Genomic DNA, 24787 nt, shown 5'->3' on the forward strand with positions numbered 1-24787 from the left:
CACCGTGTCTGGCGAGTGCGACGCGCTTCAAGTCCTTGGTTATGGCGTTGTCCCAAAACCGCTGCGCAGTCTTGAGCGAAACGCATCAAACAGTCCCGATCAGCATGAAGCGCGTATACTTTTTTGTCGGCAGTTCGCCGGAAAACCGCACCTCCCGGAGCGCCGCCATGGCTTCGAAGGCTGCCAGTGAGGCCACGCAGTTGATATGCGTCGGCTCGCTGAAATAATCGTTGGATTGCAGCAGAACATTCGTGCCTCGCGGAAGCAGGGCAAGCCAGGCGGGGAGATCGGCTATATGTTCGCAGCTCGTATTGACGATCAGGTCGGCCCCCCCGGCCGCATAGTCGAGCGCGTACATATCTGCCGTCAGCGCCTGGAAGCGATCTCCGGCTTGCCGGTTGAGGGTCCGGGCGACCCGCTCGACTTCGGGATCGATGTCGATGCTGTCGACCGCCGCGATGTCGAAGCGGGCGTCGTTGAAAAGCATTGCCGGCAAGACGCCGTACCATCCACCCAGAACCCATATGCGCCCGAACCGGCCGCCGCTGCTTTCGAACAGCCTGTCGAGCGCCCACATCTTGCAGGCGACCTGCTTGTGGTTGAAGGCATTGGCGATATCGGCCTCTGGATGCTTGGCGATGACGCGCGCCAGCCCTGCCACGAGAGGATGGTTGACATAGGCGGCAATTCCCCGCGTGAGGTCCAGGGCCTGCTCGTGCCCGTCCGTGCCGACATTGCGTGGTTGCGTGACATCCATCATATTCGCCTTGTATGTTGGGATTTCGGGCGACACAACGCAATCTTGCCCGCAAAGCCGCCTCGCAGGCTCCGAGCGTGTCGCCGGCGATGATTGCCGATGCGCCGTTCACCAGCCGGCGCTCTTACTTTTGTCCTTTGAACTGAAGGCCCACAGTCGCATATGGAACCCAGCCTAGCCCGCTATATCTGGACACACACCAAGAAGCAGCAGGTCGGGATAGTGTTGATCGTCTTGCTTTCGATGATCCCGTATTTCATGTCCTTCGACCTGCCGAAGCTGATCGTCAATGGCCCGATTCAAGGTCGCGGCTTCGAGCAAGCGGACGCGACCCGGCCATTCCTGAAGCTGCACTATGATCTGCCGTTCTTTGGAGAGGTCCAGTTCTTTTCCGGTTTTCAGCTCGACCGCAAGGAGACGCTGTTTGCCCTCAGTTTTGTGTTCCTGTTGCTGGTCGTTATCAACGGCCTGTTCAAACTCTACATCAACACCTACAAGGGCCGCCTCGGCGAGCGCATGCTGCGGCGTATCCGCTTCGATCTGGTCGATCGTGTGCTGCGGTTCCCGCCGAGTTACTTCACGCGAGTGAAATCCGCCGAAGTGGCGACCATGGTGAAGGACGAGGTCGAGCCGCTGGGCGGCTTCATCGGCGATGCCTTCCTTCAGCCGGTGCTGCTTGGCGGCCAGGCGCTGACGGCCATGCTGTTCATCATGGTTCAGAATGTCTGGCTCGGGATGATAGCGCTCGTCATCGTGGCGATCCAGATCGTGCTCATCCCGCGAATGCGGCGCCGGTTGATCGTGCTCGGGCGCGAACGGCAGCTCACGGCGCGCGCGCTTTCGGGCCGGGTCGGCGAAATCGTCGACGGCATCGGCACGGTTCACGTCCACGATACATCAAACTACGAGCGCGCCGACATAGCTGCCCGGCTCGGGCTCATCTTCAAGATCCGCTTCGATCTTTACCAATGGAAATTCATGGTAAAGTTCCTCAACAATTTTCTCGCACAGGTCACGCCCTTCCTGTTCTACATGATCGGCGGCTATCTGGTCATCCAGGGGCGGCTGGACGTCGGCCAGCTCGTGGCCGTGATCAGCGCCTACAAGGACCTGCCCGGACCGATGAAGGAACTGATCGATTGGGATCAGGCACGGCAGGATGTCCAGGTCAAATATCAGCAGGTCGTTGAACAGTTTACCGTCGAGGATCTCATTGCGCCGAGAATCGGGGCCCTGACAGTCGACGATCCCGGTCCGATGACCGACCCGCTGTCGGCGATCAGTCTGTCCATAGCGGACGATGGCGGTGCCATGCTCCTCGACCGTATCTCCCTCCAGATCAAGCCGGGTGAGACGGTGGCGCTGGTCAGCACCGCAACAGGTGGAGCGGAGGCGCTTGCAGAAGCCTTCGCACGGCTGAACTGGCCGGACAGCGGCAGGGTCGTTTCAGGCGCCGACGACCTGCTTGAACTCCCTGAGGCCGTGACCGGCCGGCGCATGTCCTATGCGTCGTCGGACGTTTTCCTGTTCCAGGCAAGCCTCCGCGATAACCTGCTCTACGGGTTGAAGCATGCGCCGCTGACGTCGGTGACCTATGACGGTGCCGCGGCAGACCAGCGCCGCTGGAACATCAACGAGGCGCGCCGGTCCGGCAATACGGATCTCGATATCCACAGCGACTGGATCGACTACGCTTCCGCAGGCGCCACTGGCCCGCACGACCTCTTTGAAGCCGTGCGCCGGGTGCTCGACGCGGTTGTTCTGTCGCGCGACATTCTGGATCTCGGCTTGCGCTCTTCGGCCAACCTCACGCGTCACACGGAGCTTCCCAGGCGGATCGTCGAACTGCGTGTGGCGCTGCGAACCCGGCTGGAACAGGAAGGGCTGAGCGGACTGGTGGCTCCTTTCGAACCAGGCGCCTACAACAAGGAAGCAACGATCGGCCAAAACCTGCTCTTCGGCGCCGCCGCCGGCCCCGAACTGGCCGACAGGGCCCTGGCGGCCAATCCCTATTTCGCTTCCGTGCTGAGGCAAGCCGGCCTCGACCGCACGTTCTACGAGATGGGCATGGAGATCGCCGAACAGGCGATCGAGCTGTTTGCCGATCTGCCGCCCGATCACCAGTTCTTCCAGCAGCTCGCCTTCATGAGCGCCGAAGAGATACCCGCCTACGAAACCTTGCTGCAACGGCTCAAAAACCGTCCCTACGAGGCGGTTTCGGAGAGCGACCGGGCCATGATCGTCACCTTGAGCTTTGCCTATATCGAGCCCCGGCACCGTTTCGGCCTGCTGAGCGACGAGTTGATGAGCAAGATCGTCGCTGCGCGCAACCAGTTCTATGAAAACCTGCCGCCCGAGCTGCAGAATGCGGTCGAACGGTATGATCCTGCCAAATACATTGCCGCGGCTACCGTCATGGACAATGTGCTGTTCGGGCGTGTGGGCAACAACCATCCCGACGCGCCGGACCGCATACGCTCCATCGTCTATGACATTCTCGACGAACTGGGGCTTTATGCCGAGCTTCTGGATGTCGGCCTGGACTTCAACGTCGGCGCCGGCGGCAGGCGGCTGACCGGTGGACAACGACAGAAGCTCGATGTTGCCCGGGCCCTGCTCAAGCGTCCTGATTTTCTCATTCTCAACCGGCCGCTGTCGGCGCTCGATCAGCGCATGCAGGATAAGGTGCTGCGAAACGTGCTCGAGGAAGCCAGACGCGACGGCCATTCACCGGCAATTGTGTGGGCCGTGACGAACCCGGCAATGGCGATGATGTTCGATCGCGTTATCGTCTTCGACTCGGGTCAATTGGTGGAAGACGGAACACACGAGACACTTCTGGCAGAGAGCGGTATCTTTAAGGAACTGCTGTCATAGAGCAACGGACGTTCAGATGGGATCATTTCGCCGGTGAGAATTTGCTGCAAGGTCAAGGGATTTGGCGAAAGGCGTAGCGAGAATACATCCGCGCCGAAAACAAGAAGGGTTTGCCGCAACTTCATCCAGCTTTTCGGCTGGCGGACGCCCATTTTTTCAGGCGGCATCGCTCGATCGCACGACATCAGGCTCGCCACCTTTCGCGAGGCTCGTCTCGCCATCCCGGAAAACAGAATCGATTCCATCCGGGCGGCCGTTGCTCTAGTCTGGCAAACGCGAATTTTTGGGAAGGTTTGCGACAATGCTGCTCAAGGATGAGGTTGGAATGCTGCAACGCGTTCCCTTGTTCTCCGGCGTAGAGCCGGCAAAGCTCAAGCTGCTTGCATTCACATCCGATCGCGTGAGCTACAGCGCCGGCGAGATCCTTTTCCGGCAGGGCGACGAGGGAGACGCCGCTTATGTCATCCTTTCAGGCAGGGCGGATATTCTGGTCGATTCCGACAGCGGACCGATAAAAGTCGCCGAACTGGTGCCAAATTCGATTGTTGGCGAGATCGCCATATTGTGCAACAGCTCCCGCACCGCCACCGTCAGGGCCGCAAGTCAGCTGGAAGCCTTGAGAATCCGCAAGGATCATTTCCTGAGGCTTATGAAGGAGTTCCCGGAAATGACCATCGAGATGGTGCGGGTTCTTGCCGATCGCCTAAGCCATACGACCGCGGATCTGATCGACGCACGAAGCGCCAAGTGACACGTGACGTGAGCTTAGTCCTCGCCGCCGTGATGGCACTGGCTACCATGGGCGACTTGACTGCGAAGGGGTAGCATGGACGACGACGTTTTCCTGGTCAGGTTTTGGGGCGTGCGCGGCAGCATTCCGGTATCGGGGCCAGAATTCTCCCGCTATGGCGGCAACACAAGCTGCATCGAGATGCGGTGCGGCAAGGATACGCTTCTGTTCGATGCGGGCTCTGGCCTGCGGCCTGCCGGCAGGGCGCTTCGGGCGTCGGGCGTGACCGATTTCGAACTGTTTTTCACCCATTGCCACTACGATCACATCATCGGGCTGCCGGCCTTCAAGCCTATCTATGAAAGGGGCTTCAAGGTTACACTTTGGTCCGGGCATCTCGCTGGACGCATGACGACCCGCGAGATGGTCGATGAGTTCATTCGGCCGCCGTGGTTTCCGGTGAAACTGGACATCTGCAAGGCAAATCTCGACTACCGCGATTTCGTATCCGGAGACGTGCTTCGGCCGCGCGAAAGGGTTGTGGTGCGAACCGGCAGTCTTACCCATCCAGGCGGCTGCATAGGCTACCGGGTCGAATGGGGCGGCCGCGTCGTGGCGGTGATCACCGACACCGAGCACGAACCGGGCAAACTCGATCAGGCGGTGCTCCGGCTGATCGAAGATGCCGACCTCGTCATTTACGATTGCACCTATACCGAGGAGGAAATGGAGCGCTACCGCGGCAACGGGCACTCGACATGGCAACAGGGCGTCAAGCTCTGTGAGGCCGCCGGTGCGCGCGGGCTTGCGCTGTTTCACCACGAACCGTCGCGCACCGACGGGGAATTGGACGAGATGGAGAAATTGGCCAAAGACAGGTTTACCGGCGCTTTTGCCGCGCGGGATGGCCAAACGCTCAAATTTCCGATCTCATTAGACAAAAAGCGCTGAGCTATTTTCCTGAGCCGGCGCTGCGCCCGATCAGTGTCCTGATCTGAAGCCATGCACAGGCCTCGGTCTGTGCGGTGACTGTGAACAGCCGTTCGAGGAAAAGCCAGGCCGATTCATCATGTACGAGATGGTGGGTGAGCAGGCCGACCGGTTCGCCGCCGTCGAACGCATGCTGCAAGTGCGCGGTGATAGCCTGAACCAACAGGCCATGATCGCGGCAACTGCGCGTGCCATGCCAATCCATGATGTCGACATTGCTGTTGATGACCGCCAGCGAAGCCGGCTTCGGCGGCCCATAGACCGACAATGCCGCAAATCCTATCGATCCAAGGCCGGATACCAAGCCGGCATCGATCCTGTTCCAGGGTGGCACCAGCATCGGAACGGCACGTGCGCCGTGCAGGCCGGTTATGTGCGACAGTCCGCGCGCCAGATCATCGAGCACCACCTCGCGTGGCCGATGCGGGCCGAGCTCCTGCTTTTTCTGGTCCTCGGGCGCATGATTCCGGTGCGCCCAGCCATGGATGGCGACCGTGGCATGCGGCGCCTCGTCAAGCCGGACGGTAAGCTTCTCATCGGTCATGGCCGGAATGACGGCCAGAGTGATTGGAACCGCGAATTCAGCAGTGAGGTTAAGCAGCCGATCAAGCGCAGGCGTCGGCTCCACGGCGTCATCGTCGCGCAGCCAGAACTCTGCCTTACGGCCCGCCCGTTGCCCGCGCGCCAGTTGTTCCACCAATGGCTGCCAGATCTGATCGGATGTCATGAAACCGGGACCTTCGCGAGAAGTTCGGCCAGACGCGCCGTTGCACCACCGAGGGAACGTTCTTCGAGGACGAAACGTCTGGCTTCTGCGGCCATGATGGTTCTTTCGTCGTTACGGCCCAGCAGCCTTTCAATGGCTGAAGCGAACGCCGCCACATCGCCCGGCGGGGTGAGAAACCCGGTCTGGCCATCCCGCACGACCTCCGGCACGCCGGCGATATCCTGGGCCACCACCGGCAGGCCGGCGGCCTGCGCTTCAAGATAGGCAACGCCATAGGCCTCGCCGTAACCTGGCCAGACGTAAATTCCCCCGCTGCACAGGACATCCGGCACGGCGGCTGGCTCAATCGCGCCAAACCATTCGATACGGTCGGCGGGCAAGCCGGCGAATTGCGCTTTGACCTCGTCACGGGCCGGCCCGTCCCCGACGACCGACATGGTCCAGGGCAGGTGGCCGATCGAAGCAAGCGCCTGCGCCAGCATGCGATAGCTTTCGACTTTGTCGCCCGGGCGCATCATGGCGACGGTAACGAGGCGCGTCGGACAACCGCGTGCCGGCGTTTCCCGGAACACCGATGTGTCGATGAAGGGCGAAAGCATGCCGAAAGCGGCGTCGGGGATCGCATCTGCCAGTCCCTGACGATCCCTTTGCGTGAAGCAGATGTTCAGCGCCGCCTGTGCGACGGCGCGCGCCACCAACGCTTGCGCATCGGCCCACAGACCGGCGTTGCGCCGCCTCGAATAGGAGGCTTCCGCTGTCACATAGGGGACAGCAAAGGCCGACGCCAGTTCGGGCCCGATCAGGTCGGGCGCCTTGTAGTAGGGATGATAGGTGAACCAAAGATCGGGCTTGCCGTCACGATCCCAAAGCTTGGTCAGCCGCGCGGCTTCTTCTCGGGCCTCGATCTTGAGCGCTTCGAAACTTTTCAATTCCGGATCGCGTAGATAGAAGCGTAATTCGGATGCCAGTTCGACGCTGTGCCCTGCGTGCTCCAGCGCCTTGATGAGCATCCGTGCCATCTGGCGGTCGCCGGAGGCAACGGGATGGTTGGGCGACTTCAGGGCCGCGTAGAAGGCAATTCGCATCGCCGGACCTATCCCCAGAAAGCCTGCGCAAGTCAATTTCAAAGCATGATCGCCTTCGCCTTCAAGCCGTGGAATGTGCTATCTGATGCTCATGGAAACAGCTGCCGCGTCCGACCCGTTTGTCGCTTCCCTGCCGGTTTTCGCAAAGTTCGAAAGCGTTGCCGATATCGACAACTATCGGCCTCTCCCTGATGATTGGGCGCTGGCCACCGCCGACATCGTCGGCTCGACCAAGGCGATCGAGGCCGGGCGCTACAAAACCGTCAACATGGCCGGCGCCAGCGTCATTTCGGCGCTGCTCAATGCGCAGGGCCGGCAAGATCTCCCCTTTGTCTTCGGCGGCGACGGTGCGCTCGTGGCGTTTCCCGGCTCGGCGTTGGAGGTCACCCGCAACGCTCTGGCGGCTGTCCAGAGATGGGTGGCGGACGAACTGGACCTGACCTTGCGTGCCGCAATCGTGCCGATAGAGGATATAAGAGCGCAAGGCCTCGACGTTCGCGTGGCGCGGTTCCAGGCCTCCGAAGCGGTGTTCTATGCCATGTTCGCCGGCGGTGGCGGCAGTTGGGCGGAGGCCGAGATGAAAGCCGGGCGCTACCGGATAGATCCCGCGCCGGCCGGCGCGCGGCCGGATCTGACCGGCCTCTCCTGCCGCTGGAACCCGATAGAAGCCCGGCACGGCGAAATCGTCTCGATCATAGCCATACCGGGAGTGTCGCGCGATTTGCGCGGTTTTCAGTTTCTGGCTTCCGACATCATCGCCCTTGCCGGCAGGCAGGAGCGCGATGGCCACCCGGTGCCGGTGGAAGGGCCGGGCTACAGTCTCTTGCCCGCCGGCCTTGATGTCGAGGCGCGGGCCACGGCGCCGCCAGGGCGGCGGTGGCTGGCGAAGCTGTGGGTGATATTCCTGATGACGCTTACGGCGGTCACCGACAGATTTGGCTGGACCATCGGTCGTTTCGATCCGAAGGTCTACAAACGCGAGGTGGCCAGCAATTCGGATTTCCGGAAGTTCGACGACGGCTTGAAGATGACCATCGACGTTGACGCGGATGTGTTGCAGCGGATCGAGAGCCGGCTGAAACAGGCAGAAGAGGCGGGCATCTGCAGCTACGGCCTGCACCGCCAGAAATCGGCCTTGATGACATGCCTCGTCGCCTCGCCGCTGCAGCGCGATCATGTTCATTTCATCGATGGCGCCGCGGGCGGCTATGCGATGGCTGCCGCAAGCCTGAAGGCGAAGGCGCCGGTTTGATGACGGCTTGCGGAAACCGATCTTCCGCAATATGCCTCGGCCATGGTTCCGGGGACCAGGTGAGCCTCGCCATGGCAACGGACAGCCTGTCCGAATTGACTGGAAAGCAGACTTTTGGACGCCTCACAATCGATATATGACCGTCTTCTCAACCGGATCTCGACGCGCGCCGCGCAGGTCGGCGTGATCGGACTGGGCTATGTCGGGTTACCCTTGGCGGTCGCGGTCGCACGCGCCGGCTTCCCGGTTTCCGGCTTCGACATCGAAGCCCGGAAGGTCGAGAGCCTGAACGACGGCCAATCCTACATCGAGGCAGTGACGTCGGAAGTCCTTGCCGGTCAGGTGGCGAGCGGACGGTTCCGCGCCACCGCGGATTTTACCGAACTGGCCGTCTGCGATGTCATCATCATCTGCGTTCCGACACCGCTGACGAAACACCGCGAGCCGGATCTCTCCTTTGTCACGAACACGGCTGGCACTATCGCGAAGCATCTGCGCCTCGGCCAGCTCATCGTGCTGGAATCGACCACCTATCCCGGCACCACCGACGACGTGATCAAGCCCATCCTGGAAGCAACCGGCTTGCAGTCGAAGATAGACTTCTTCCTCGGCTTCTCGCCCGAACGCGAGGATCCCGGCAACCGCAGCTTTGAAGTCGCGACGATACCCAAGGTCGTGGCGGGCGACGGCATTGAAGCGGCGGCGCTCGTGCAAGCTTTCTACCAAAGCGTGGTCAAGACCGTCGTTCCGGTTTCCACCACCGCGACCGCCGAGGCGGTCAAGCTGACGGAAAACATCTTCCGTTCGGTCAACATAGCCCTCGTCAACGAATTGAAGGTTGTGCTCGGGGCGATGGGCATCGACATCTGGGAGGTGATCGAGGCGGCAAAGAGCAAGCCCTTCGGCTACATGCCTTTCTATCCTGGCCCGGGACTTGGCGGGCACTGCGTTCCGATCGATCCCTTCTACCTGACGTGAAAGGCGCGCGAATACGAACTGCCGACCCGCTTCATCGAGCTGGCGGCAGAGATCAATACGGCCATGCCGCGTCATGTGGTCGATGAACTGGCGAAGGCGCTGGACCGGCGCTGCGGCAAGGCGCTCAGCCGCTCGCGCATTCTCATCATCGGGCTGGCCTATAAGAAGAATGTGCCCGACATCCGCGAAAGCCCCTCGTTGCGGCTCATTGAGCTCATCGAGGAATGGGGCGGCAAGGCGGAATTCCACGATCCGCATGTTAGCGAGATCCCGACCACACGGGAGCATATGGCGATCAAGGGGCGCCGCTCGATCGAATTGACCGAGGCGGCCTTGAAGGATTTCGACGCTGTCGTCGTTGCAACCGACCACGATGCGATCGACTATCAGACCATCGCTGATCACGCCCTTCTGATCCTCGACACACGCAATGTTTTTGGCCGCCTCGGGCTGGCCCGAGACACGGTGGTGAAGGCCTGACGGCGTCTAAGCCGGCGAATTTTTTTGCCGGATGTCAGGATCGTGATTGCACTCCGCCGGCAGCCTCGCCACATAAGGCATAGATGCAGTTACGCCCGCTCCTTGGTTGCAAGGACGGTTATCCGGGAAATTCCTTGCCGCATGCTGCCGAAGCCGGCCTCGTTGACTTCGGGGCTTTATCTTTGGGTCGTTGGCGGACTGTGTTATGGCGGATCAAAGGACAATGCCCGGTCTTCAATGGGTTTCGAGATAGCATGAGCAAAGCGCAAGCAGAAATTTCCACCATTCTCATGGATAAGGTTGCCGATTGGCTGAACCAATCGGCGCTGGCGGGCAGCGACCTGGAAACATTGGTAAAAGGCTTTTGCGAACGGCTGGCTGCTGCCGGCCTGCCGCTGAAGCGGGTGCATTTGAGCTTTTCGATGCTGCATCCGCTTTATGACGCGCTTGGCTTCACCTGGTTTCGCGGCCAGGGCATCGAAGTGGAAGGCTTCCGCGCCGAGCCCGGCGGGCCGTCCGACAGATTCCTGACCAGCCCATACTACCATCTGCTCAGCAACAAGCTCGACCATCTGCGACGCCGGATCGACCCGTCATTGCCGCCGGAGTTTCCTATTTTCGATGAACTCAGGCTTATCGGCGTCACCGACTACATGGCTTTCGTCCATCCCTTCAGCAACACCAGTCAGGGCATGATCGGGTCCTGGTCCACCGACAGTGCAACAGGCTTCAGCGACAGCATGATTTCGGCGCTGCTGCGCATCCAGAGCCATCTCGCTATCGCAACCAAGATGGCGGTGCTCACCAAGCTCGCCGACAACATGATGACCACCTATCTCGGCGGCGACGCCGGCAGGCGCGTGCTGGACGGCCAGATCAAGCGCGGCGAGGGCGATACGATCCGGGCCGCGCTGGTCATGGGCGATATGCGTGGATCGTCGAGGCTTGCCGAAACCTCCGGCCGCGAAATCTATATCGATACGCTGAACCAGTTTTTCGACGCCGTTGCCGCACCTTTCAATCGCAAAGGCGGACAGATCATGAGTTTCATCGGGGATGGCTTCATTGCCGTCTACCCTTGCGAAAGGCACCGCTCGCAGTCCGAGGTCGCCTGCCAGGCTGCTCTTGCGGCCGCGCACAAAGCGACCGCGCGCATGATGGATCTCAATCTGCGCAGGAAGGAGCAGGGATTGGGCGACATACAATTTGGTATCGGCCTGCATGTCGGTAATGTGATGTTCGGCAATGTCGGGCTTACCGACCGGCTCACATTCTCTGCCTTCGGCTCGGCTGTAAACGAGGTCCAGCGCCTCCAGACCCTGACCAAGAAATATCCGCACAGCGTTCTCGCCAGCGAAGACTTCGCCAGCTACTGCGGGACCAACAGTTGGTTGACACTCGGCAAGGAGGAACTGCGGGGCATCAAGCAGAAGCTGACAGTGCTTGCGCCCGATCTGTCGGGTGCTCTCGCACTCGATGAAGACGCTGCGCTGGAGCCGATTCACGACCGAAGATCGGACGCCGAGCAGGTCATGCTGCTTCATCGCGATACCGCGCGGATATCGGCGGGCGACCCGAGCAAGCTCCAGTAAGCGCCGCAACCCGGTCCGAACGCCGGCGGTGGGCAGTCCGGTCGTCGGTCCGCGACGGCGACCGTTTCGAATCCAAGTTGCTCTAGGCTGGCAATGCGCTAGTCTCGCTTTCTGGACTGCCAGAGTGGGGCTGGTGCGAGAATGAATTCGGGTTTTGATCTGCTGCGGATCGAAGATGTTGGCATCTCTTTTGCCATTATCGGGGGACCGTTGCATGCCGTCAGGCGCGCAAGTCTTCGCGTCCTGCCCGGCAAGGTTACCGCGCTTGTGGGCGAGTCAGGTTCCGGAAAATCGGTTCTCAGCCAGGCTGTGATGGGCATTTTGCCGAACACAGCCCATGTTCGCGGCCGTATCCTGTTTTCCGATCCTGAAAAGCCCGGCACGACGCAGGATATCCTGCAGATGCCGCGCGATGGACCCGAAATCCGGGCGTTGAGAGGCAGCCGCATCGGCAAGATCTTTCAGGAGCCGATGACATCCCTGTCGCCGCTGCACACGATCGGCAACCAGGTCAGCGAATCGCTGCAGATTCATACGCCCATGGCTCGGGTGGAGCGCAAGGCCCGGACAGAGGAAATGCTCAGCCTTGTCGGCTTTCCCAATCCCAAGCGCGCCTATGACATGTATCCGTTTGAACTTTCGGGAGGATTGCGTCAGCGCGCCATGATCGCCATGGCTCTCATCTGCCGGCCCGCTTTGCTGATCGCCGATGAGCCGACGACGGCGTTGGACGTCACCATCCAGGCGCAAATCCTGCAGTTGCTGCGCGAGCTTCAGACCAAGCTGAACATGGCGATGCTGCTGATCACGCACGACCTCGGCGTCGTCGCCAATGTCGCCGACGAGGTGGTGGTCATGTACCATGGCGAGATCATGGAAGCGGGACCTGTGGAGGCGATATTCCGCCGGCCGGGCCACCCCTACTTGAAGGGCTTGATGGCAGCCGTTCCGCATTTCGACCTGAAGCCTGGCGAAAGGCTGAAAGCGCTCCGCGAGGTGCCGGTGAATGTCGGGAACCTGCTCGGCAAGCAGACGGCGCCGGCATCGACGGGGCCGGACGACATCCTGCTGTCGGTCAGGGATCTGAAAAAGGTCTTCACCACCCGCAAGTCCGGATGGTTCGGCGGGGATCATCAAACCACTGTTCGCGCCGTGGACGGCGTGAGCTTCGACATCAGGCGGGGTGAGTGCCTGGGTCTGGTCGGCGAAAGCGGCTCCGGCAAAACCACCGTCAGCAAGATGCTGATGCGGGCAGTCACCCCGAGCGGCGGCTCCGTGGTCTTCAACGGCCGCGACAGATCAATCGACGTCCTGGAGGCCGAGGGAGACGCCCTGCGCTTGCTGCGCGCGAAAATCCAGATGGTCTTCCAGGATCCGGTTTCGTCGCTTTCACCGCGCATGACGGTGGAGAACATTTTAAGCGAGCCGCTGGAAATCCATCAGCGCGGCAATGCCGCGTCCCGACTGGCCACGGTCAAGAGCCTGATGCAGGCAATCGGGCTCGATCCGCGCTTCATCAAGCGTTATCCGCACAGTTTCTCCGGCGGGCAGCGTCAGCGTATCGGCATCGCGCGCGCGTTGGCGCTGGGGCCTGAACTTCTGATCTGCGACGAGCCGGTTTCGGCACTCGATGTCTCTGTCCAGGCGCAAATCCTGAACCTTCTGAAGGACCTGCAGAAGGAACTGGGCCTGACCTACCTGTTCATATCCCACAATCTGGCCGTGGTGGACTATATGGCAGACCGCATCGCGGTGATGTGCGGCGGGCGTATCGTCGAGCTTGCGCCGCGCGAAATTCTGCTTAGGAAACCGGTCCACCCCTACACGCGCTCACTGGTCGCCGCGGTACCTTTCCCGGATCTCGACAGGCCGATGGATTTCAAGACGCTGAAGCTCGGGGGCGCTTCCGATACCAGCGCATGGGGACCGCAATTCCGCGACGAGGGCGACGAGGATATGCTGTCGCCGCTCGACCTTGGCGGCGGCCACCTCGTGCTGGCCCGACGTTCGGCCGATGTCAGAGACCTACGCCATTGATCAACCGCCGCACCGTCCTTGGCCTCATGGCTTCGACATTTCTGCCGGGCACGCTGCGCGCCGGCGATCTGGAGCCGGAATTTCTTCAGCCGCAGTTGAAGGCCAGGGCCCTGCCGGCGCTCGCCGAACGCCTGCCCAAGAACCCGCGTGCGTTGAATCTCGCTGCGATGGGCCGGCAGCCCGGCCAGTATGGCGGCACGCTGCGCACGATCATCGGCAGCCAGAAAGATATCCGGATGATGACGATCTACGGGTATGCTCGCCTGGTCGGCTATGACGAAAAGCTCAACTTGCAAGCCGACATTCTCGAAAGTTTCCATGTAGCAGATGATCGCGTCTTCACTTTCAAGATACGGGAAGGACATAAATGGTCCGACGGCAGCCTGCTGACGCCGGAGGATTTTCGCTATTGCTGGGAAGATGTCTGGCTGAACGATGAGCTTTCGCAAGACGGGCTCGCCCCTTCCCTGCTGGCGGACGGCAAGCCACCACGCTTCGAGATCGTCGATCCGTTGACGGTCCGCTATAGTTGGGATGCGCCCAATCCCGACTTCCTGCCCAAGCTCGCTGCTGCTTCGCCGCTCTCGCTTGCTCTGCCGGCCGCCTATCTCAAGCAGTTCCACAAGAAATACCAGGATCCCTTCCGGCTCGCCGGCCTGATGAAGGAGTACCGGGCGAAGAAATGGACGCTCCTGCATATCCGCATGTCGCGGCAGTATCGCCCGGAGAACCCGGAGCTGCCGACGCTCGATCCCTGGCAGAACCGGACCAAGCCGCCGGCTGAGCAGTTCATCTTCGAGCGCAACCCGTTCTTTCATCGAACAGACGAGAACGGCCGGCAACTGCCCTATGTCGACCGGATTGTCATGAATGTCAGCTCGTCGGCGATCATTTCCGCCAAGACCGGTGCGGGCGAGAGCGACCTGCAATGCATGGGAATTGACTTCGCCGACTACTCCTTCCTGAAGGACGCGGAGAAGCGCTACCCGGTGAAGATGCATCTGTGGAAACGCACACAGGGCTCGCGCCTGGCGCTGCTGCCCAATCTGAATTGTTCCGACCAGGTGTGGCGTGGCCTCTTCCGTGACGTACGCGTGCGCCGCGCACTTTCGCTCGCTGTGGACAGGCGCGAGATCAATCTGGCCGTGTTCTACGGATTGGCGCAGGAAAGTGCCGATACGGTCCTGCCAGAGAGCCCGCTCTACCGGCCGGAATTCGCGAAAGCCTGGGTCGCCCATGATCCCGACCAGGCCAATGCCTTGCTCGACGAGGTCGGGCTTCAGAGGCGTGACGATGATGGCCTGCGGATACTTCCCGACGGACGCCCGGCGCAGGTCATCGTTGAAACGGCCGGCGAAAGCACGCTGGAAACCGATGCGCTCGAACTCATCACCGATCACTGGCGCAAGATCGGCATTGCCCTGTTCATCCGGACTTCACAGCGCGACATCTTCCGCAGCCGCGCGCTTGGCGGCGAGATCATGATGTCGATCTGGTCGGGCATCGACAATGGCGTGCCGACCGCCGACATGAACCCGTACCAGTTGGCCCCCACCGTCGACGATCAGTTGCAATGGCCGCTCTGGGGTGCTCACTATTTGTCTCATGGCACGCTCGGTGAGGCGCCCGATCTTCCGCCTGTGGTCGAGTTGATGGCTTTGCTCAAGCGCTGGAACGCATCGACCGAAGCCACGGAGCGCGCCGAAATCTGGAATTCAATGCTGTCGATCTACACCGATCAGGTGTTTTCGATCGGTACGGTGAACGCAACGCATCAGCCGATTCTTGCGTCCTCGCGGCTGCGCAACCTGCCTGACAAGGCGCTATACGGCTACGACCCGACTGCCTATTTCGGTGTCTATATGCCGGATACATTCTGGCTTGGAGAGACCTGAGCGTGCTTCGATATATTGTCTGGCGCATCGCCGTGATGGTTCCAACGCTGCTGGTCATATCGGCGCTGGTGTTCACGATCATCGAACTTCCGCCTGGCGATTATTTCGACAGCTATGTCGCCGAGCTTCGGGCTCAGGGCGAAGCGGTGGATTCCGATCGCATCCAGATGATGCGCAAGGAATATGGTTTCGACCAGCCTCCGGTCATTCGCTACTTTTACTGGGTCGGCGGGATGCTGCATGGCGATTTCGGCTATTCCTTCGAGTATGAGCTGCCGGTCCGCGACGTCGTCGGCGACCGAATGTGGCTGACCGTGCTGGTTTCCTTCGTCACGATCATCGTCACCTGGCTCATCGCCTTTCCGATCGGCATGTACTCCGCCACGCATCAATACAGCTGGGGCGACTACGGCCTGACGTTCTTGGGCCTTCTCGGCCTTGCCATTCCGAACTTCATGCTGGCGCTGATCCTGATGTATTTCGCCAATATCTGGTTCGGCACGTCCATCGGTCATCTCATGGACCAGCAATATCTCGGCGAGCCGATGAGCTGGGCCAAGGCGCAGTCGATCCTCGCCCATCTCTGGATCCCAGTCTTGATCATCGGCACCGGGGGCACGGCAAGCATGATCCGGCGGCTGCGCGCCAATCTGCTCGACGAGCTACACAAGCAATATGTCGTGACCGCGCGTGCCAAAGGCCTTCATCCCTTCAAGGCGCTGGTCAAATATCCGCTGCGCATGGCGCTCAATTTCTTCATTTCCGACATCGGCTCTATCCTGCCGGCCATCATCTCCGGCGCCGAAATCACCGCGATCGTGCTGTCCTTGGAAACGACCGGGCCGATGCTGATCAGGGCGCTGCAAAGCCAGGATATGTATCTGGCAGGGTCGTTCCTGATGTTCCTCGCCTTCCTGACGGTAATCGGCGTGCTGATTTCCGACCTGGCGCTGGCGCTGCTTGATCCACGAATTCGTTTGCAGGGCGGCAGCACCAAATGAACACGCAATCGCCACTGCCCGCTCCGGGTGCTCCACTGCAACACTACGTTTCCATCGCGCCCTTTGACCTGCAGTCGGTCGAGGCGATGACGCCGGAGCAATCGAAGGTCTATCAGGCGTCGCAGCTACGGCTGATGTGGTGGAAATTCCGAAGGCACCGGCTTGCCGTTGTATCCGGCATATTCCTGGCAGTGCTTTATTTCGGGATACTGATCTGCGAGTTCCTGGCGCCCTACAATCTGCATACGCGCAACATGGACTACATCTATTCGCCGCCGCAGCGCGTGCACCTGTTCCACAACGGCCAGTTCGTCGGGCCTTTCGTCTATGGCCGCCAGATGACGCTGGATATGGACACCCTCAAGCGGAACTACACAGACAAACAGGATGATGTTCAGCGGATCCGTTTCTTCTGCAAGGGCGACAGTTATTGGTTCTGGGGCCTGATCGCAGGTGACAGGCATTTTGTCTGCCCTGCCGAAAACGGCCAGCTCTTTCTGGCAGGCACCGACAGGCTGGGACGCGATGTGCTCTCGCGCATCATCTATGGCGCACGCATTTCACTGACAATCGGCCTCGTCGGCATCAGTTTCAGCTTCCTGCTCGGCATTGTCATCGGCGGACTGGCCGGCTACCACGGCGGTATCTTCGACCTGATCGTTCAACGGATAATCGAAGTTCTGCAATCGATCCCCAGCATTCCGCTGTGGCTGGCTCTGGCGGCGATCATGCCGATAACCTGGAGTCCGATCCTGATCTATTTCGGCATCACCGTCATCCTCGGGCTGATCCACTGGACCGGACTGGCGCGGGCCGTGCGTTCAAAGCTTCTAGCCTTGCGCGAGGAGGACTACGTTCTGGCCGCGCAATTGATGGGCGCCAGCAGCAGCCGCATCATCGGACGGCATCTCATTCCCGGCTTCATGTCGCATCTGATCGCGACGGCGACGATCTCCATCCCCGGCATGATCCTGGGCGAGACGGCGCTGAGCTTCCTCGGGCTCGGCCTGAGGGCGCCGACAACCAGCTGGGGCATCCTGCTCACCGAGGCACGCAGCGTCAGCGTGATTGCTTTCTATCCATGGCTGCTTTTGCCGATGCTCCCCGTCATTCTCGTCATCATGGCGTTCAACTTCTTCGGCGACGGGTTGCGGGACGCCGCAGACCCCTACAAGTGAGATCGCTGTTCCGACACGCGCCGGGCCGCCGACTCGGCCCGGTATGACCGTTGTCGGCAGCCTTGTTCGGATGTTGCGGTGTTCATCGTTCGCCTCTATATGCGGCAGGACTCGATCGGGGTTTAACCCGTCGCCCCGGGTTCCACCCGCGACCCGTTCTGGTCACGGGCATTGATGATCTCATTGCCGATCTGTTGGGCTGGTTCAGGACAAACAAACGCATATGAGTCGCCTCGAGAGTTTCATCCGCAGGATGACCGCACAGCGCGACATTCTCGATCTAGTCTGCGCCGAGGTGGCGAAGATCGAGGGGCCTGTGATCGAACTCGGCCTCGGCAACGGCCGGACGTTCGACCATCTGCGCGAGCGCCTGCCCGGACGCCGGATCGTGGCATTCGACCGCGCACTTGCCGCACACTCCAGCTCAATTCCCGAAGCTGAAAACCTCGTGCTCGGCGAAATACGCGAGACGGCGAGCAGGTTCATTGGCATCGACGCCGCTCTTGTTCATGCCGACATCGGCACCGGCTATGAAGATCGCGATGCCGTGACCTCTACCTGGCTTCCCGATCTGACCGCGCGCCTGCTTCGCGTCGGCGGCCTCGCGGTCAGCGGCACGCCGCTCGATCATCCGCAGTTACAACGCCTCCCGCCGCCGCCTTCGGTATCAGCCGATCGTTATTTCATCTGCAGGCGCGTGTAAGGGCGTAACGCCCCGGTTTCAGGGGATCGTATATACGGCTATCTCCCGCTCAATGCCACGCAGCGAGACCTCGTGGGGCACCGGCGTCAACGCATTCCTGCGCAACAGATCGGCGGTGAGATCGTCGTCGACCACCGCACGCGTGGCGAAGATCGCCTGCGCGGTGGCAAGGTTCTGGACCCGCGAAGCAATGTTGACCGTCTGGCCGAAATAGTCCTGTCGCTCGTTCATAGACACCGCAATGCAGGGGCCGGCATGGATTCCGATCTTGAGCAGCAGATCCTCGCGCCCGCTCTTGTCGTTGAGCGCACGCATGGCATCGCGCATCCTGAGGGCCGCAGCAATCGCACGATCGGGCGTCGCGAAGGTCGCCATCACCGCATCACCGATCGTCTTCACCACCGCGCCTGCCTCCGCCGCGACGATCTCGTGCAGAACCTGGAAATGCGCGCGCACGAGATCGAAGGCCTGGAGGTCACCCACCCGCTCGTAAAGCGCGGTCGATCCGCGCAGGTCGGTGAACAGGAAGGTCAGGCTGGTGATCTTCAGGCGCTGATCGATGTCGAGCGTATCCGTGCGATAGAGATCGCGAAACGTCTGGTTGGTGAGCAGGCGCTTGGCGGTGAGGAAGGGCCGGCGTTTGCCCAGGAGATCGTGCAATGCCTGGCCGGCGATGAAGACCGTCGGCAGCACGCGGGTGTCTGTTCTGTTTTCCAGCGAAATGCGCAACGGGCCGGGTTGCATCTCCAGCGTCTGGTTCTGGACATGGTCGCGGTCGAAGACCAAAGACAGGCTTCGGCGCTCCTTTGTCGGTTCGCCCTTCACGTCGATGAACTGCGCTGAATGGGTTACCGGCTCGAAGACGATGACGAATTCGGACGGAAGCTGTATGGGCAGAACCGCCTTTTCACCGGGTGCAAGCTCGATATCTTCCAGCGAGAACGATTCGATCGTTTTCGCGAAATCCTCATCCGGCAGATCGACGCCTGACGCCCAGTAGATCTGGCGGAAATATTCCATCAACGGCAGTTCGTGTGGATTGTGGGCGGCAATCCTGCGCATGCGGGGACTGACGGTGAATGTCACCTCGACCATCTCGTCGAGTGTCGGCGAATAGCCCTCGGAGCATAGCGCGCAGGTGTATTCGTCCTTCTGCAGGGTTTTCAGCGTGGCGTTGGTATCGAGCACGCCGCCACAGCCGGGGCACAGAACATTCCAGGAAATGTCGAAGATGCCCACCCGCGCCGCATGGAGAAAGGCGCCTATGGCGCGCTCCTCGTCGAGGCCATGCTTGCCGGCGAAGGCCGGCACATTGATGCGGCAAAGCTCGCGATCCTCGCCCTCGGCGATGGTTCGCTTGATCGCGTCGATTGCCCGCGGGTCGACATCGGTCGATTGCCGCAGAAGCGAGAACAGATCCTGAGCTTCGTTCATCGTGCAGGCTCCGGAAAATGCGCCTCCCGAGGCGGGTTGACCGGACCGCTCCTTGGTCCGAGTGATTCATTTTACGTCGAAACGGATCGTACGGCCATTCCAATAGACAAGCCTGGTGACAGCTCGATTTCCATCCGACCGCAAGCGGCACTATGATGGTCCACGGGTATTCACCTTTTGGGGCCGTTTCCATGCAGACGTCCGACAACTCGCCATTCCCAGCAGCCCTGCGCATTTTCTCCGCTGGGGTCATCATCGTCCTGATCGTGGGCGCCGGCCTGTTTTTCGCGCCGGCGCTGGTCAAGCCGCGCTGGCCCTGGCCCGTCACGCCATTCAGTGCCCGCTTCCTCGGCGGCTTCTACACCGCCGAAATGGCGGTGATGGCGGCGCTCTTGTTCTGGAACCGCTGGTCGCCCGGCAGGCTGGTGCTCGTCATGGCCTTCATCTTCACCGTCATCGTGTCGGCGGTTTCGTTGATCAATCTCGGCTATTTCAGCTTCGAACGAAAAGCGGCCTGGCTCTGGTTCCTGGTCTATCTTGCCTCGGCCGCGGTATCCGGGCTGTTCCTATGGCAGGCCAGGGCCCGTCCTTCGGCAAAAGGCGTGACCCTCAATCCCGCATGGCGCGGCTATATGTTGGCGGAAACCGCGATCCTTGGGCTCTACGGCGTCGGCATGTTGCTGTTTCCCCAAGTGGTCAGCAGCAGCTGGCCATGGCCGGTCGATCCCTTCCACGCCCAGGTCTACAGCGCCATCTTCCTCGCCGGCGCCGGCGGCACATATCTCGTCTGGAAAAGCGCGCCGCGCGAGGAACTGCTGGTGCTCGGCCTGGCGCAGTTTCTGGTCGGCCTGCTTGCCATCCTTGGCCTCGTCATCACCGACGCTGCGGTGCACCGGATCGACTGGGTAGCGACCAGGACGTTGTGCTGGCTCGCCCTTTTCGGCTGGATCGGCGTCAGCGGCGTCTTCAAACTCTACGCCGCCTCCCGCTATTTTGGCTCGCAATCGGCGGCATAGGCTGCAGAGATAGCTGGATTTTCAGGTGACGTCCGGTGCATCGTGCCGAGCCGATTGCCTTAGAGCATTTCACCGTTTCAAGGAAACGGCGAACTGCTCTATCACTTTGTTCTGACGCAATTCCGGGCGGAAAACCGCTCACACTTTTCCTGGAATTGCTGTAGCCGGGAACGCCATGACCAGCACGACCTCTTCCGAGAAAATCCAGCCGCAGCTCCGCGCCATACGGCCAAGCGATGCGGAGGCGCTTTGCGCTATCTTCAACATGCCGGGCTTCCGTTGGGGCACGCTCAGGATGCCCTTCGAGATGGTGGAGCAGGTGGAGCGGCGCATCGCCAAGTCCGGCCAGGAAACCACCTGGATCGTCGCCGAGTTGGACGGCAAGGTCGTCGGCCATGGCAGCCTGGTCGTGCAGGGTTCGCCGCGCCGTTCGCATATCGGCGAGATCAATATCGGCCTTGACGATGCCTTTGTCGGCAAGGGCATTGGCTCTGCCATACTTGGCGCGCTGCTTGACGTGGCCGACAACTGGCGCGCCCTGAAGCGGGTCGAATTGACCGTCTATGCCGACAACGAACCGGCCATCCGTCTCTACTCAAGCCACGGCTTCGAGATTGAAGGCCGGCATGTGAAGGCCGGTTTTACCGACGGGCAGTACCACGACCTCCTGAGCATGGCCCGGCTGCGGTTCTAAGATCCGCTGTTTGGCTTACAGCGGTTCGGCGTTTGATCAAGTTGACGATCTGGGCCGCACCCGGCAAGTCCGGTCTCCCTTGGCGTTTGCACCGCAAGCGGCTAGACGGGATCGATGACCGCCGTCTCTGACCCAACCCCTACGCCTCCGGCGGAAATTCTGGCTGTGCTGTCGCGGCTCTGCCCGGAAGTCGTGCACGACATCGAGCAGAACTGGAATGCACCGGTTTCCGATTACGCCCGCCGTCTGTGGCGGCCGGTGGCAAAGCCTGCATCGGCGCCGGCGATCGCTGCCCGTTCCATCCTGCGCGAAGTCCTGCATCAGCGCCTCGGTGCGATCATGCAGCCTGAGGAGATCGGCAAGGCCGTCGAAGAGTTCGAGCACAGACCGATTATCCAGTCCGGCCTGCACTGCCTGCTTCTGATGGACCGGATCACCTTCGATGCCCTCCTGCTTGCCTGGCTTGGAGCGGTCGAAAACGGGCTGTCGGCCTTCTTCGCTTTCATGGGAACGACGATGACCATGGAGACCATTGGCCGGGAGGGGCCGGGATGGCTCGATGTCGGCGACGACAAGGTCAACCTGTTTGGCATGGGCCGCCACAAACTGTGCCGCAAAAGCACCTGCGCGGCCGGTCCCGTCTCCCTCAACAAACGCGCACTCGAAGCGGTGGGCGATGAAACGGATGCCAGCCGCTGGCTGGGCACACTGCTTGCCAGTCAGGACAAGGTGTTTGGAACCGCCGCCGATGCGTTGACAGAACTCAATGAGGATCTGGTCGCCAGGTGGGATGGTTCCGGTATGGCCCGGCCGGTTTTCATCGACGATCGGCTCGCTGCCTCTGCCATGGCGCGGCATCTGGAATATGACGGCAGCCTTCTTTCCAGGCTGCTCACCGAGCCCGCAAGACGCCAGCGTCTCGAACATGCCTTGCAAGAGGCCGCATCGGGACCATTCGGCAGATTTCTGCCCAACACCACGGACTATTTCTGGGGCATTCGCGAGCAGCGCGTGCGCAAGCTCGTCCTCGACAACGGGCACCTGATCGAGCCTGACAGGCCGCATGGTCTTTCCATCCCGTTCGAGCGGCCGCATCTCAGGCAGGCGCTGCTGGACGGCGTGCTTTTGCCGAACCTGTTCCTGACGTTCCTCGTCCTTGCCATATTGCCGCGGGCGCGGGTTGTGGGCGGCCTGAGACAGATCGGCTATGTCGCGCTTTTCCATCAGATCCTGCTGGCTGCGCTGGACGAAAACGTGCCGGAAGAGCGTGATCTGGCTGCGGAGCTGCAGGTTCGGGAAAATGCCTGGGGCATGCGGGTCATCGATGAAAAGATCTCGGTCCGCGAGCAGCTTGCCGGCCTGCCGGATGGGGCGCTCTTCCCGGACCTGCTCCGGCAATACCGTTTGCGGACTTTTGCCGAGACGACCGACGACCTGAAACTGGTTCGCGAAAACGCCCGGTGGCGCAAGATCGGCCAGGCGATCTATCGGTGAGCCTCTGGAGTCTGACCCGTCCGCATGGCCTCATTTGTCATTGCACGACACCAGCCTTGCGGAGGCCGTCGACCATGAGTTCGAAATCGGCAGGGTTCTTGTAGGGCAAGACTTTGCGGCGGTATTCCAACGAATAGTCGGGATTGACGCGAAGCAACTCCTGCCATGCCGCGCGGGCCTCGGCGAAACGGCCCAGATGGCCGTAGCTGGCGGCCAGAAGCGCGCGCGAGACGTCGGTGACAGCGTTGCGAGCCAGCCGTTGCAGCAAGAGGTCGACGGCCTCGTCGTATCTTCCCAGTTGAAACAATGCCAAAGCCTGGAAGTGCAGAAGCACATCCGGAAAGTATGGGTTCAGGGTCTTTCCCCGGGCGAAACTCTCGAGGGCCTCCTCGGCTCTGCCCGAGTAATACAGCGTCTCGCCGCGGCAGACATGCGCCTCGGCGAAATTCGGATTGAGGACCAGTGCGCGCTCGACCTCGACGATGGCCTCATCGTGCCGTCGTGTGTACAGCCTGGCTATCGCCAGCGCCCAGTGCGCCCAGGGATCGTTGTCATCGAGCGTTACCGCTCGCGTTGCGGCCTCTTCGGCTTGCGCCATCGATTCCGGCGGTGACGCACCCCACCTGTTCAGGTAATCGACGCCGTGCGTGAGGGCAAGGAAAGCGTAGGCAGAGGCAAAGTTCGGGTCCAGCTCGGTGGCACGTTGCAAGAGGTCGCGGGAGGCGGTGTTTGTCTCCTTCGTCAGCCGGTGCCACAGCTCCCGGCCGCGCAGGAAACAGTCATACGCCTCCGTGTTGCGCGGGTGCTCCGGCGCCAGCCGCAGCCGGGTGCCATCAGTCAGGTTGAGCGCCAGCGCACCGACGATCTGCTGCGTCACGTCGTCCTGCACGGCGAATATGTCGGTCAGGTCGCGATCGAACCGCTCCGCCCAGAGATGGCCGCCCGAAACTGCATCGATGAGCTGCGCGGTGATGCGCACCCTGTTCCCCGACTTGCGGACGCTGCCCTCGAGGACATGCCGCACGCCGAGCTTCGTGCCCACCTCCTGCACATGGACGTTCTGGCCCTTGAAGGTGAACGACGAATTGCGTGCGATGACGAAGAGCTGCGACAGTTTGGACAGCGCCGTGATGATGTCTTCGGAAATGCCGTCGGCAAAATAGTCCTGTTCGGCGTCACCGCTCATGTTGGCGAACGGCAGGACGGCGATCGATAGCTTGGGCGGCGCTGCCGCCGCCGGCCGGCTCGTCGCGGTTTGCGAGGTCGCTACCGCCTTGGCCCCGGCGCTGCCGACTTGCAGCGAATAGACCCGGATCGGCTCGGCGATGTTCTTGAGCTGCGTGCTGCCGAGATCGCTGACCGAGAGGTCGAGCCTCGCCCTGACCTGGCGATAGGCATCCTCGGACAGGCAGATGGCGCCGGGCGCCGCGACGCCCTCCAAACGCGAGGCGATGTTGACGCCGTCGCCCATCAGGTCGCCGTCGCTTTCTTCGACCACATCCCCCAGATGGATGCCGATCCTGAACTCGATGCGGCGGTCCTGCGGCACGCCGGCATTGCGCTCGACCATACCGTTCTGAACCTCGATGGCGCAGCGCACGGCATCCACCACGCTGCGGAACTCAACCAGCGCCCCATCCCCGGTGCGCTTGATCACTCGTCCGTTGTGCACTGCGATGATTGGATCGATCAGGTCGCTGCGCAGTGCCCGCAACCTCGCCAAAGTACGATCTTCGTCCGCGCTTGCGAGCCGGCTGTATCCAACCACATCTGCAGCCAGGATTGCGGCCAGCTTACGATTCTCGCTCAAGGGTCCGTCTCCTCATCTCCACAATAGCAGGAAGACGGAGGCAAGAGGGAACTTTCG

At 61.3% G+C, this 24787-nt stretch carries 18 protein-coding genes and 1 pseudogene; 14 read left to right on the plus strand and 5 right to left on the minus strand.

Features of this window, described 5'->3' with window-relative positions; genetic code table 11:
• Positions 1-85: 85 nt before the first annotated feature.
• Positions 86-757, minus strand: coding sequence for a class I SAM-dependent methyltransferase (locus JN279_RS31550; RefSeq protein WP_096455108.1), 672 nt, complete (start codon positions 755-757; stop codon positions 86-88).
• A 162-nt stretch (positions 758-919) separates the two neighbouring features.
• Here JN279_RS31550 and JN279_RS31555 point away from each other — a divergent pair, with 162 nt between their 5' ends.
• The 3 genes from JN279_RS31555 to JN279_RS31565 all read left to right on the plus strand — a co-directional run bounded on the left by JN279_RS31555 (position 920) and on the right by JN279_RS31565 (position 5315).
• On the plus strand, positions 920-3634 hold the full coding sequence (locus JN279_RS31555; RefSeq protein ID WP_096455106.1) for an ABC transporter transmembrane domain-containing protein: 2715 nt from the start codon (positions 920-922) through the stop codon (positions 3632-3634).
• Positions 3635-3935: 301 nt separating this feature from the next.
• On the plus strand, positions 3936-4385 hold the full coding sequence (locus tag JN279_RS31560; protein ID WP_096455104.1) for a cyclic nucleotide-binding domain-containing protein: 450 nt from the start codon (positions 3936-3938) through the stop codon (positions 4383-4385).
• A gap of 75 nt (positions 4386-4460) precedes the next feature.
• Positions 4461-5315, plus strand: a complete 855-nt coding sequence (locus JN279_RS31565) for an MBL fold metallo-hydrolase (RefSeq protein ID WP_096455102.1) — start codon at positions 4461-4463, stop codon at positions 5313-5315.
• 1 nt (position 5316) lies between these two features.
• Here the strand turns inward: JN279_RS31565 and JN279_RS31570 are convergent, their stop codons facing one another.
• Both JN279_RS31570 and JN279_RS31575 read right to left on the minus strand, forming a co-directional pair.
• Positions 5317-6081 carry a polysaccharide deacetylase family protein gene (locus JN279_RS31570; RefSeq protein ID WP_096455100.1) on the minus strand — a complete coding sequence of 255 codons (765 nt, stop codon included), beginning with the start codon at positions 6079-6081 and terminating at the stop codon, positions 5317-5319.
• The gene (locus JN279_RS31575; protein WP_096455098.1) at positions 6078-7166 is read right to left on the minus strand and encodes a glycosyltransferase family 4 protein; all 1089 of its coding nucleotides are present in this window, start codon (positions 7164-7166) and stop codon (positions 6078-6080) included. The genes JN279_RS31570 and JN279_RS31575 overlap by 4 nt, the downstream gene beginning before the upstream one ends.
• Positions 7167-7239: 73 nt before the next feature.
• Here JN279_RS31575 and JN279_RS31580 point away from each other — a divergent pair, with 73 nt between their 5' ends.
• The 8 genes and pseudogenes from JN279_RS31580 to JN279_RS31615 all read left to right on the plus strand — a co-directional run bounded on the left by JN279_RS31580 (position 7240) and on the right by JN279_RS31615 (position 18282).
• The gene (locus JN279_RS31580) at positions 7240-8418 is read left to right on the plus strand and encodes a DUF3095 domain-containing protein (RefSeq protein ID WP_202351143.1); all 1179 of its coding nucleotides are present in this window, start codon (positions 7240-7242) and stop codon (positions 8416-8418) included.
• Positions 8419-8532: 114 nt separating this feature from the next.
• Positions 8533-9876: pseudogene (locus JN279_RS31585) on the plus strand (nucleotide sugar dehydrogenase).
• A 254-nt stretch (positions 9877-10130) separates the two neighbouring features.
• Complete coding sequence (locus tag JN279_RS31590; protein WP_096455095.1) at positions 10131-11468, plus strand: adenylate/guanylate cyclase domain-containing protein; 1338 nt, start codon at positions 10131-10133, stop codon at positions 11466-11468.
• Between the two features lie 141 nt (positions 11469-11609).
• Positions 11610-13505 carry an ABC transporter ATP-binding protein gene (locus tag JN279_RS31595; protein ID WP_096455093.1) on the plus strand — a complete coding sequence of 632 codons (1896 nt, stop codon included), beginning with the start codon at positions 11610-11612 and terminating at the stop codon, positions 13503-13505.
• Positions 13502-15400 (plus strand): ABC transporter substrate-binding protein, encoded by a 1899-nt coding sequence (locus JN279_RS31600; protein WP_096455091.1) that lies wholly within the window; start codon positions 13502-13504, stop codon positions 15398-15400. The genes JN279_RS31595 and JN279_RS31600 overlap by 4 nt, the downstream gene beginning before the upstream one ends.
• A gap of 2 nt (positions 15401-15402) precedes the next feature.
• A complete protein-coding gene (locus JN279_RS31605; protein WP_027031334.1) occupies positions 15403-16401 on the plus strand; it encodes an ABC transporter permease in 999 nt (332 codons plus the stop codon).
• Entirely contained in the window at positions 16398-17579 is a 1182-nt protein-coding gene (locus tag JN279_RS31610; protein ID WP_096455089.1) for an ABC transporter permease, read from the plus strand. The genes JN279_RS31605 and JN279_RS31610 overlap by 4 nt, the downstream gene beginning before the upstream one ends.
• 223 nt (positions 17580-17802) lie before the next feature.
• Positions 17803-18282: a class I SAM-dependent methyltransferase gene (locus tag JN279_RS31615; RefSeq protein WP_096455087.1), complete on the plus strand. Its 480-nt coding sequence runs from the start codon at positions 17803-17805 to the stop codon at positions 18280-18282.
• Positions 18283-18300: 18 nt separating this feature from the next.
• Here JN279_RS31615 and JN279_RS31620 read toward each other — a convergent pair whose 3' ends face one another.
• Entirely contained in the window at positions 18301-19716 is a 1416-nt protein-coding gene (locus JN279_RS31620; RefSeq protein WP_096455085.1) for an adenylate/guanylate cyclase domain-containing protein, read from the minus strand.
• Between the two features lie 191 nt (positions 19717-19907).
• Here JN279_RS31620 and JN279_RS31625 point away from each other — a divergent pair, with 191 nt between their 5' ends.
• From JN279_RS31625 to JN279_RS31635, 3 genes are all read left to right on the plus strand, one after another.
• Complete coding sequence (locus JN279_RS31625) at positions 19908-20732, plus strand: hypothetical protein (protein WP_202351144.1); 825 nt, start codon at positions 19908-19910, stop codon at positions 20730-20732.
• A 175-nt stretch (positions 20733-20907) separates the two neighbouring features.
• Positions 20908-21426 carry a GNAT family N-acetyltransferase gene (locus tag JN279_RS31630; protein ID WP_096455081.1) on the plus strand — a complete coding sequence of 173 codons (519 nt, stop codon included), beginning with the start codon at positions 20908-20910 and terminating at the stop codon, positions 21424-21426.
• A 114-nt stretch (positions 21427-21540) separates the two neighbouring features.
• Positions 21541-22920 (plus strand): hypothetical protein, encoded by a 1380-nt coding sequence (locus JN279_RS31635; protein ID WP_096455079.1) that lies wholly within the window; start codon positions 21541-21543, stop codon positions 22918-22920.
• 37 nt (positions 22921-22957) lie between these two features.
• Here JN279_RS31635 and JN279_RS31640 read toward each other — a convergent pair whose 3' ends face one another.
• Positions 22958-24730 (minus strand): adenylate/guanylate cyclase domain-containing protein, encoded by a 1773-nt coding sequence (locus JN279_RS31640; RefSeq protein ID WP_096455077.1) that lies wholly within the window; start codon positions 24728-24730, stop codon positions 22958-22960.
• Positions 24731-24787 lie beyond the last annotated feature (57 nt).

Source organism: Mesorhizobium sp. 113-1-2 (genome assembly GCF_016756475.1).
Lineage (GTDB): Bacteria > Pseudomonadota > Alphaproteobacteria > Rhizobiales > Rhizobiaceae > Mesorhizobium > Mesorhizobium loti_C.

Bases quoted from the DNA above. Each gene is read 5' to 3' on its own strand.
- JN279_RS31575 (WP_096455098.1), bottom strand. From the start codon at position 7,166: ATGCGAATTGCCTTCTACGCGGCCCTGAAGTCGCCCAACCATCCCGTT.
- JN279_RS31610 (WP_096455089.1), top strand. From the start codon at position 16,398: ATGAACACGCAATCGCCACTGCCCGCTCCGGGTGCTCCACTGCAACAC.
- JN279_RS31595 (WP_096455093.1), top strand. From the start codon at position 11,610: ATGAATTCGGGTTTTGATCTGCTGCGGATCGAAGATGTTGGCATCTCT.
- JN279_RS31570 (WP_096455100.1), bottom strand. From the start codon at position 6,081: ATGACATCCGATCAGATCTGGCAGCCATTGGTGGAACAACTGGCGCGC.
- JN279_RS31565 (WP_096455102.1), top strand. From the start codon at position 4,461: ATGGACGACGACGTTTTCCTGGTCAGGTTTTGGGGCGTGCGCGGCAGC.
- JN279_RS31630 (WP_096455081.1), top strand. From the start codon at position 20,908: ATGACCAGCACGACCTCTTCCGAGAAAATCCAGCCGCAGCTCCGCGCC.
- JN279_RS31625 (WP_202351144.1), top strand. From the start codon at position 19,908: ATGCAGACGTCCGACAACTCGCCATTCCCAGCAGCCCTGCGCATTTTC.
- JN279_RS31635 (WP_096455079.1), top strand. From the start codon at position 21,541: ATGACCGCCGTCTCTGACCCAACCCCTACGCCTCCGGCGGAAATTCTG.
- JN279_RS31555 (WP_096455106.1), top strand. From the start codon at position 920: ATGGAACCCAGCCTAGCCCGCTATATCTGGACACACACCAAGAAGCAG.
- JN279_RS31615 (WP_096455087.1), top strand. From the start codon at position 17,803: ATGAGTCGCCTCGAGAGTTTCATCCGCAGGATGACCGCACAGCGCGAC.
- JN279_RS31560 (WP_096455104.1), top strand. From the start codon at position 3,936: ATGCTGCTCAAGGATGAGGTTGGAATGCTGCAACGCGTTCCCTTGTTC.
- JN279_RS31580 (WP_202351143.1), top strand. From the start codon at position 7,240: ATGTGCTATCTGATGCTCATGGAAACAGCTGCCGCGTCCGACCCGTTT.
- JN279_RS31550 (WP_096455108.1), bottom strand. From the start codon at position 757: ATGGATGTCACGCAACCACGCAATGTCGGCACGGACGGGCACGAGCAG.
- JN279_RS31590 (WP_096455095.1), top strand. From the start codon at position 10,131: ATGAGCAAAGCGCAAGCAGAAATTTCCACCATTCTCATGGATAAGGTT.
- JN279_RS31620 (WP_096455085.1), bottom strand. From the start codon at position 19,716: ATGAACGAAGCTCAGGATCTGTTCTCGCTTCTGCGGCAATCGACCGAT.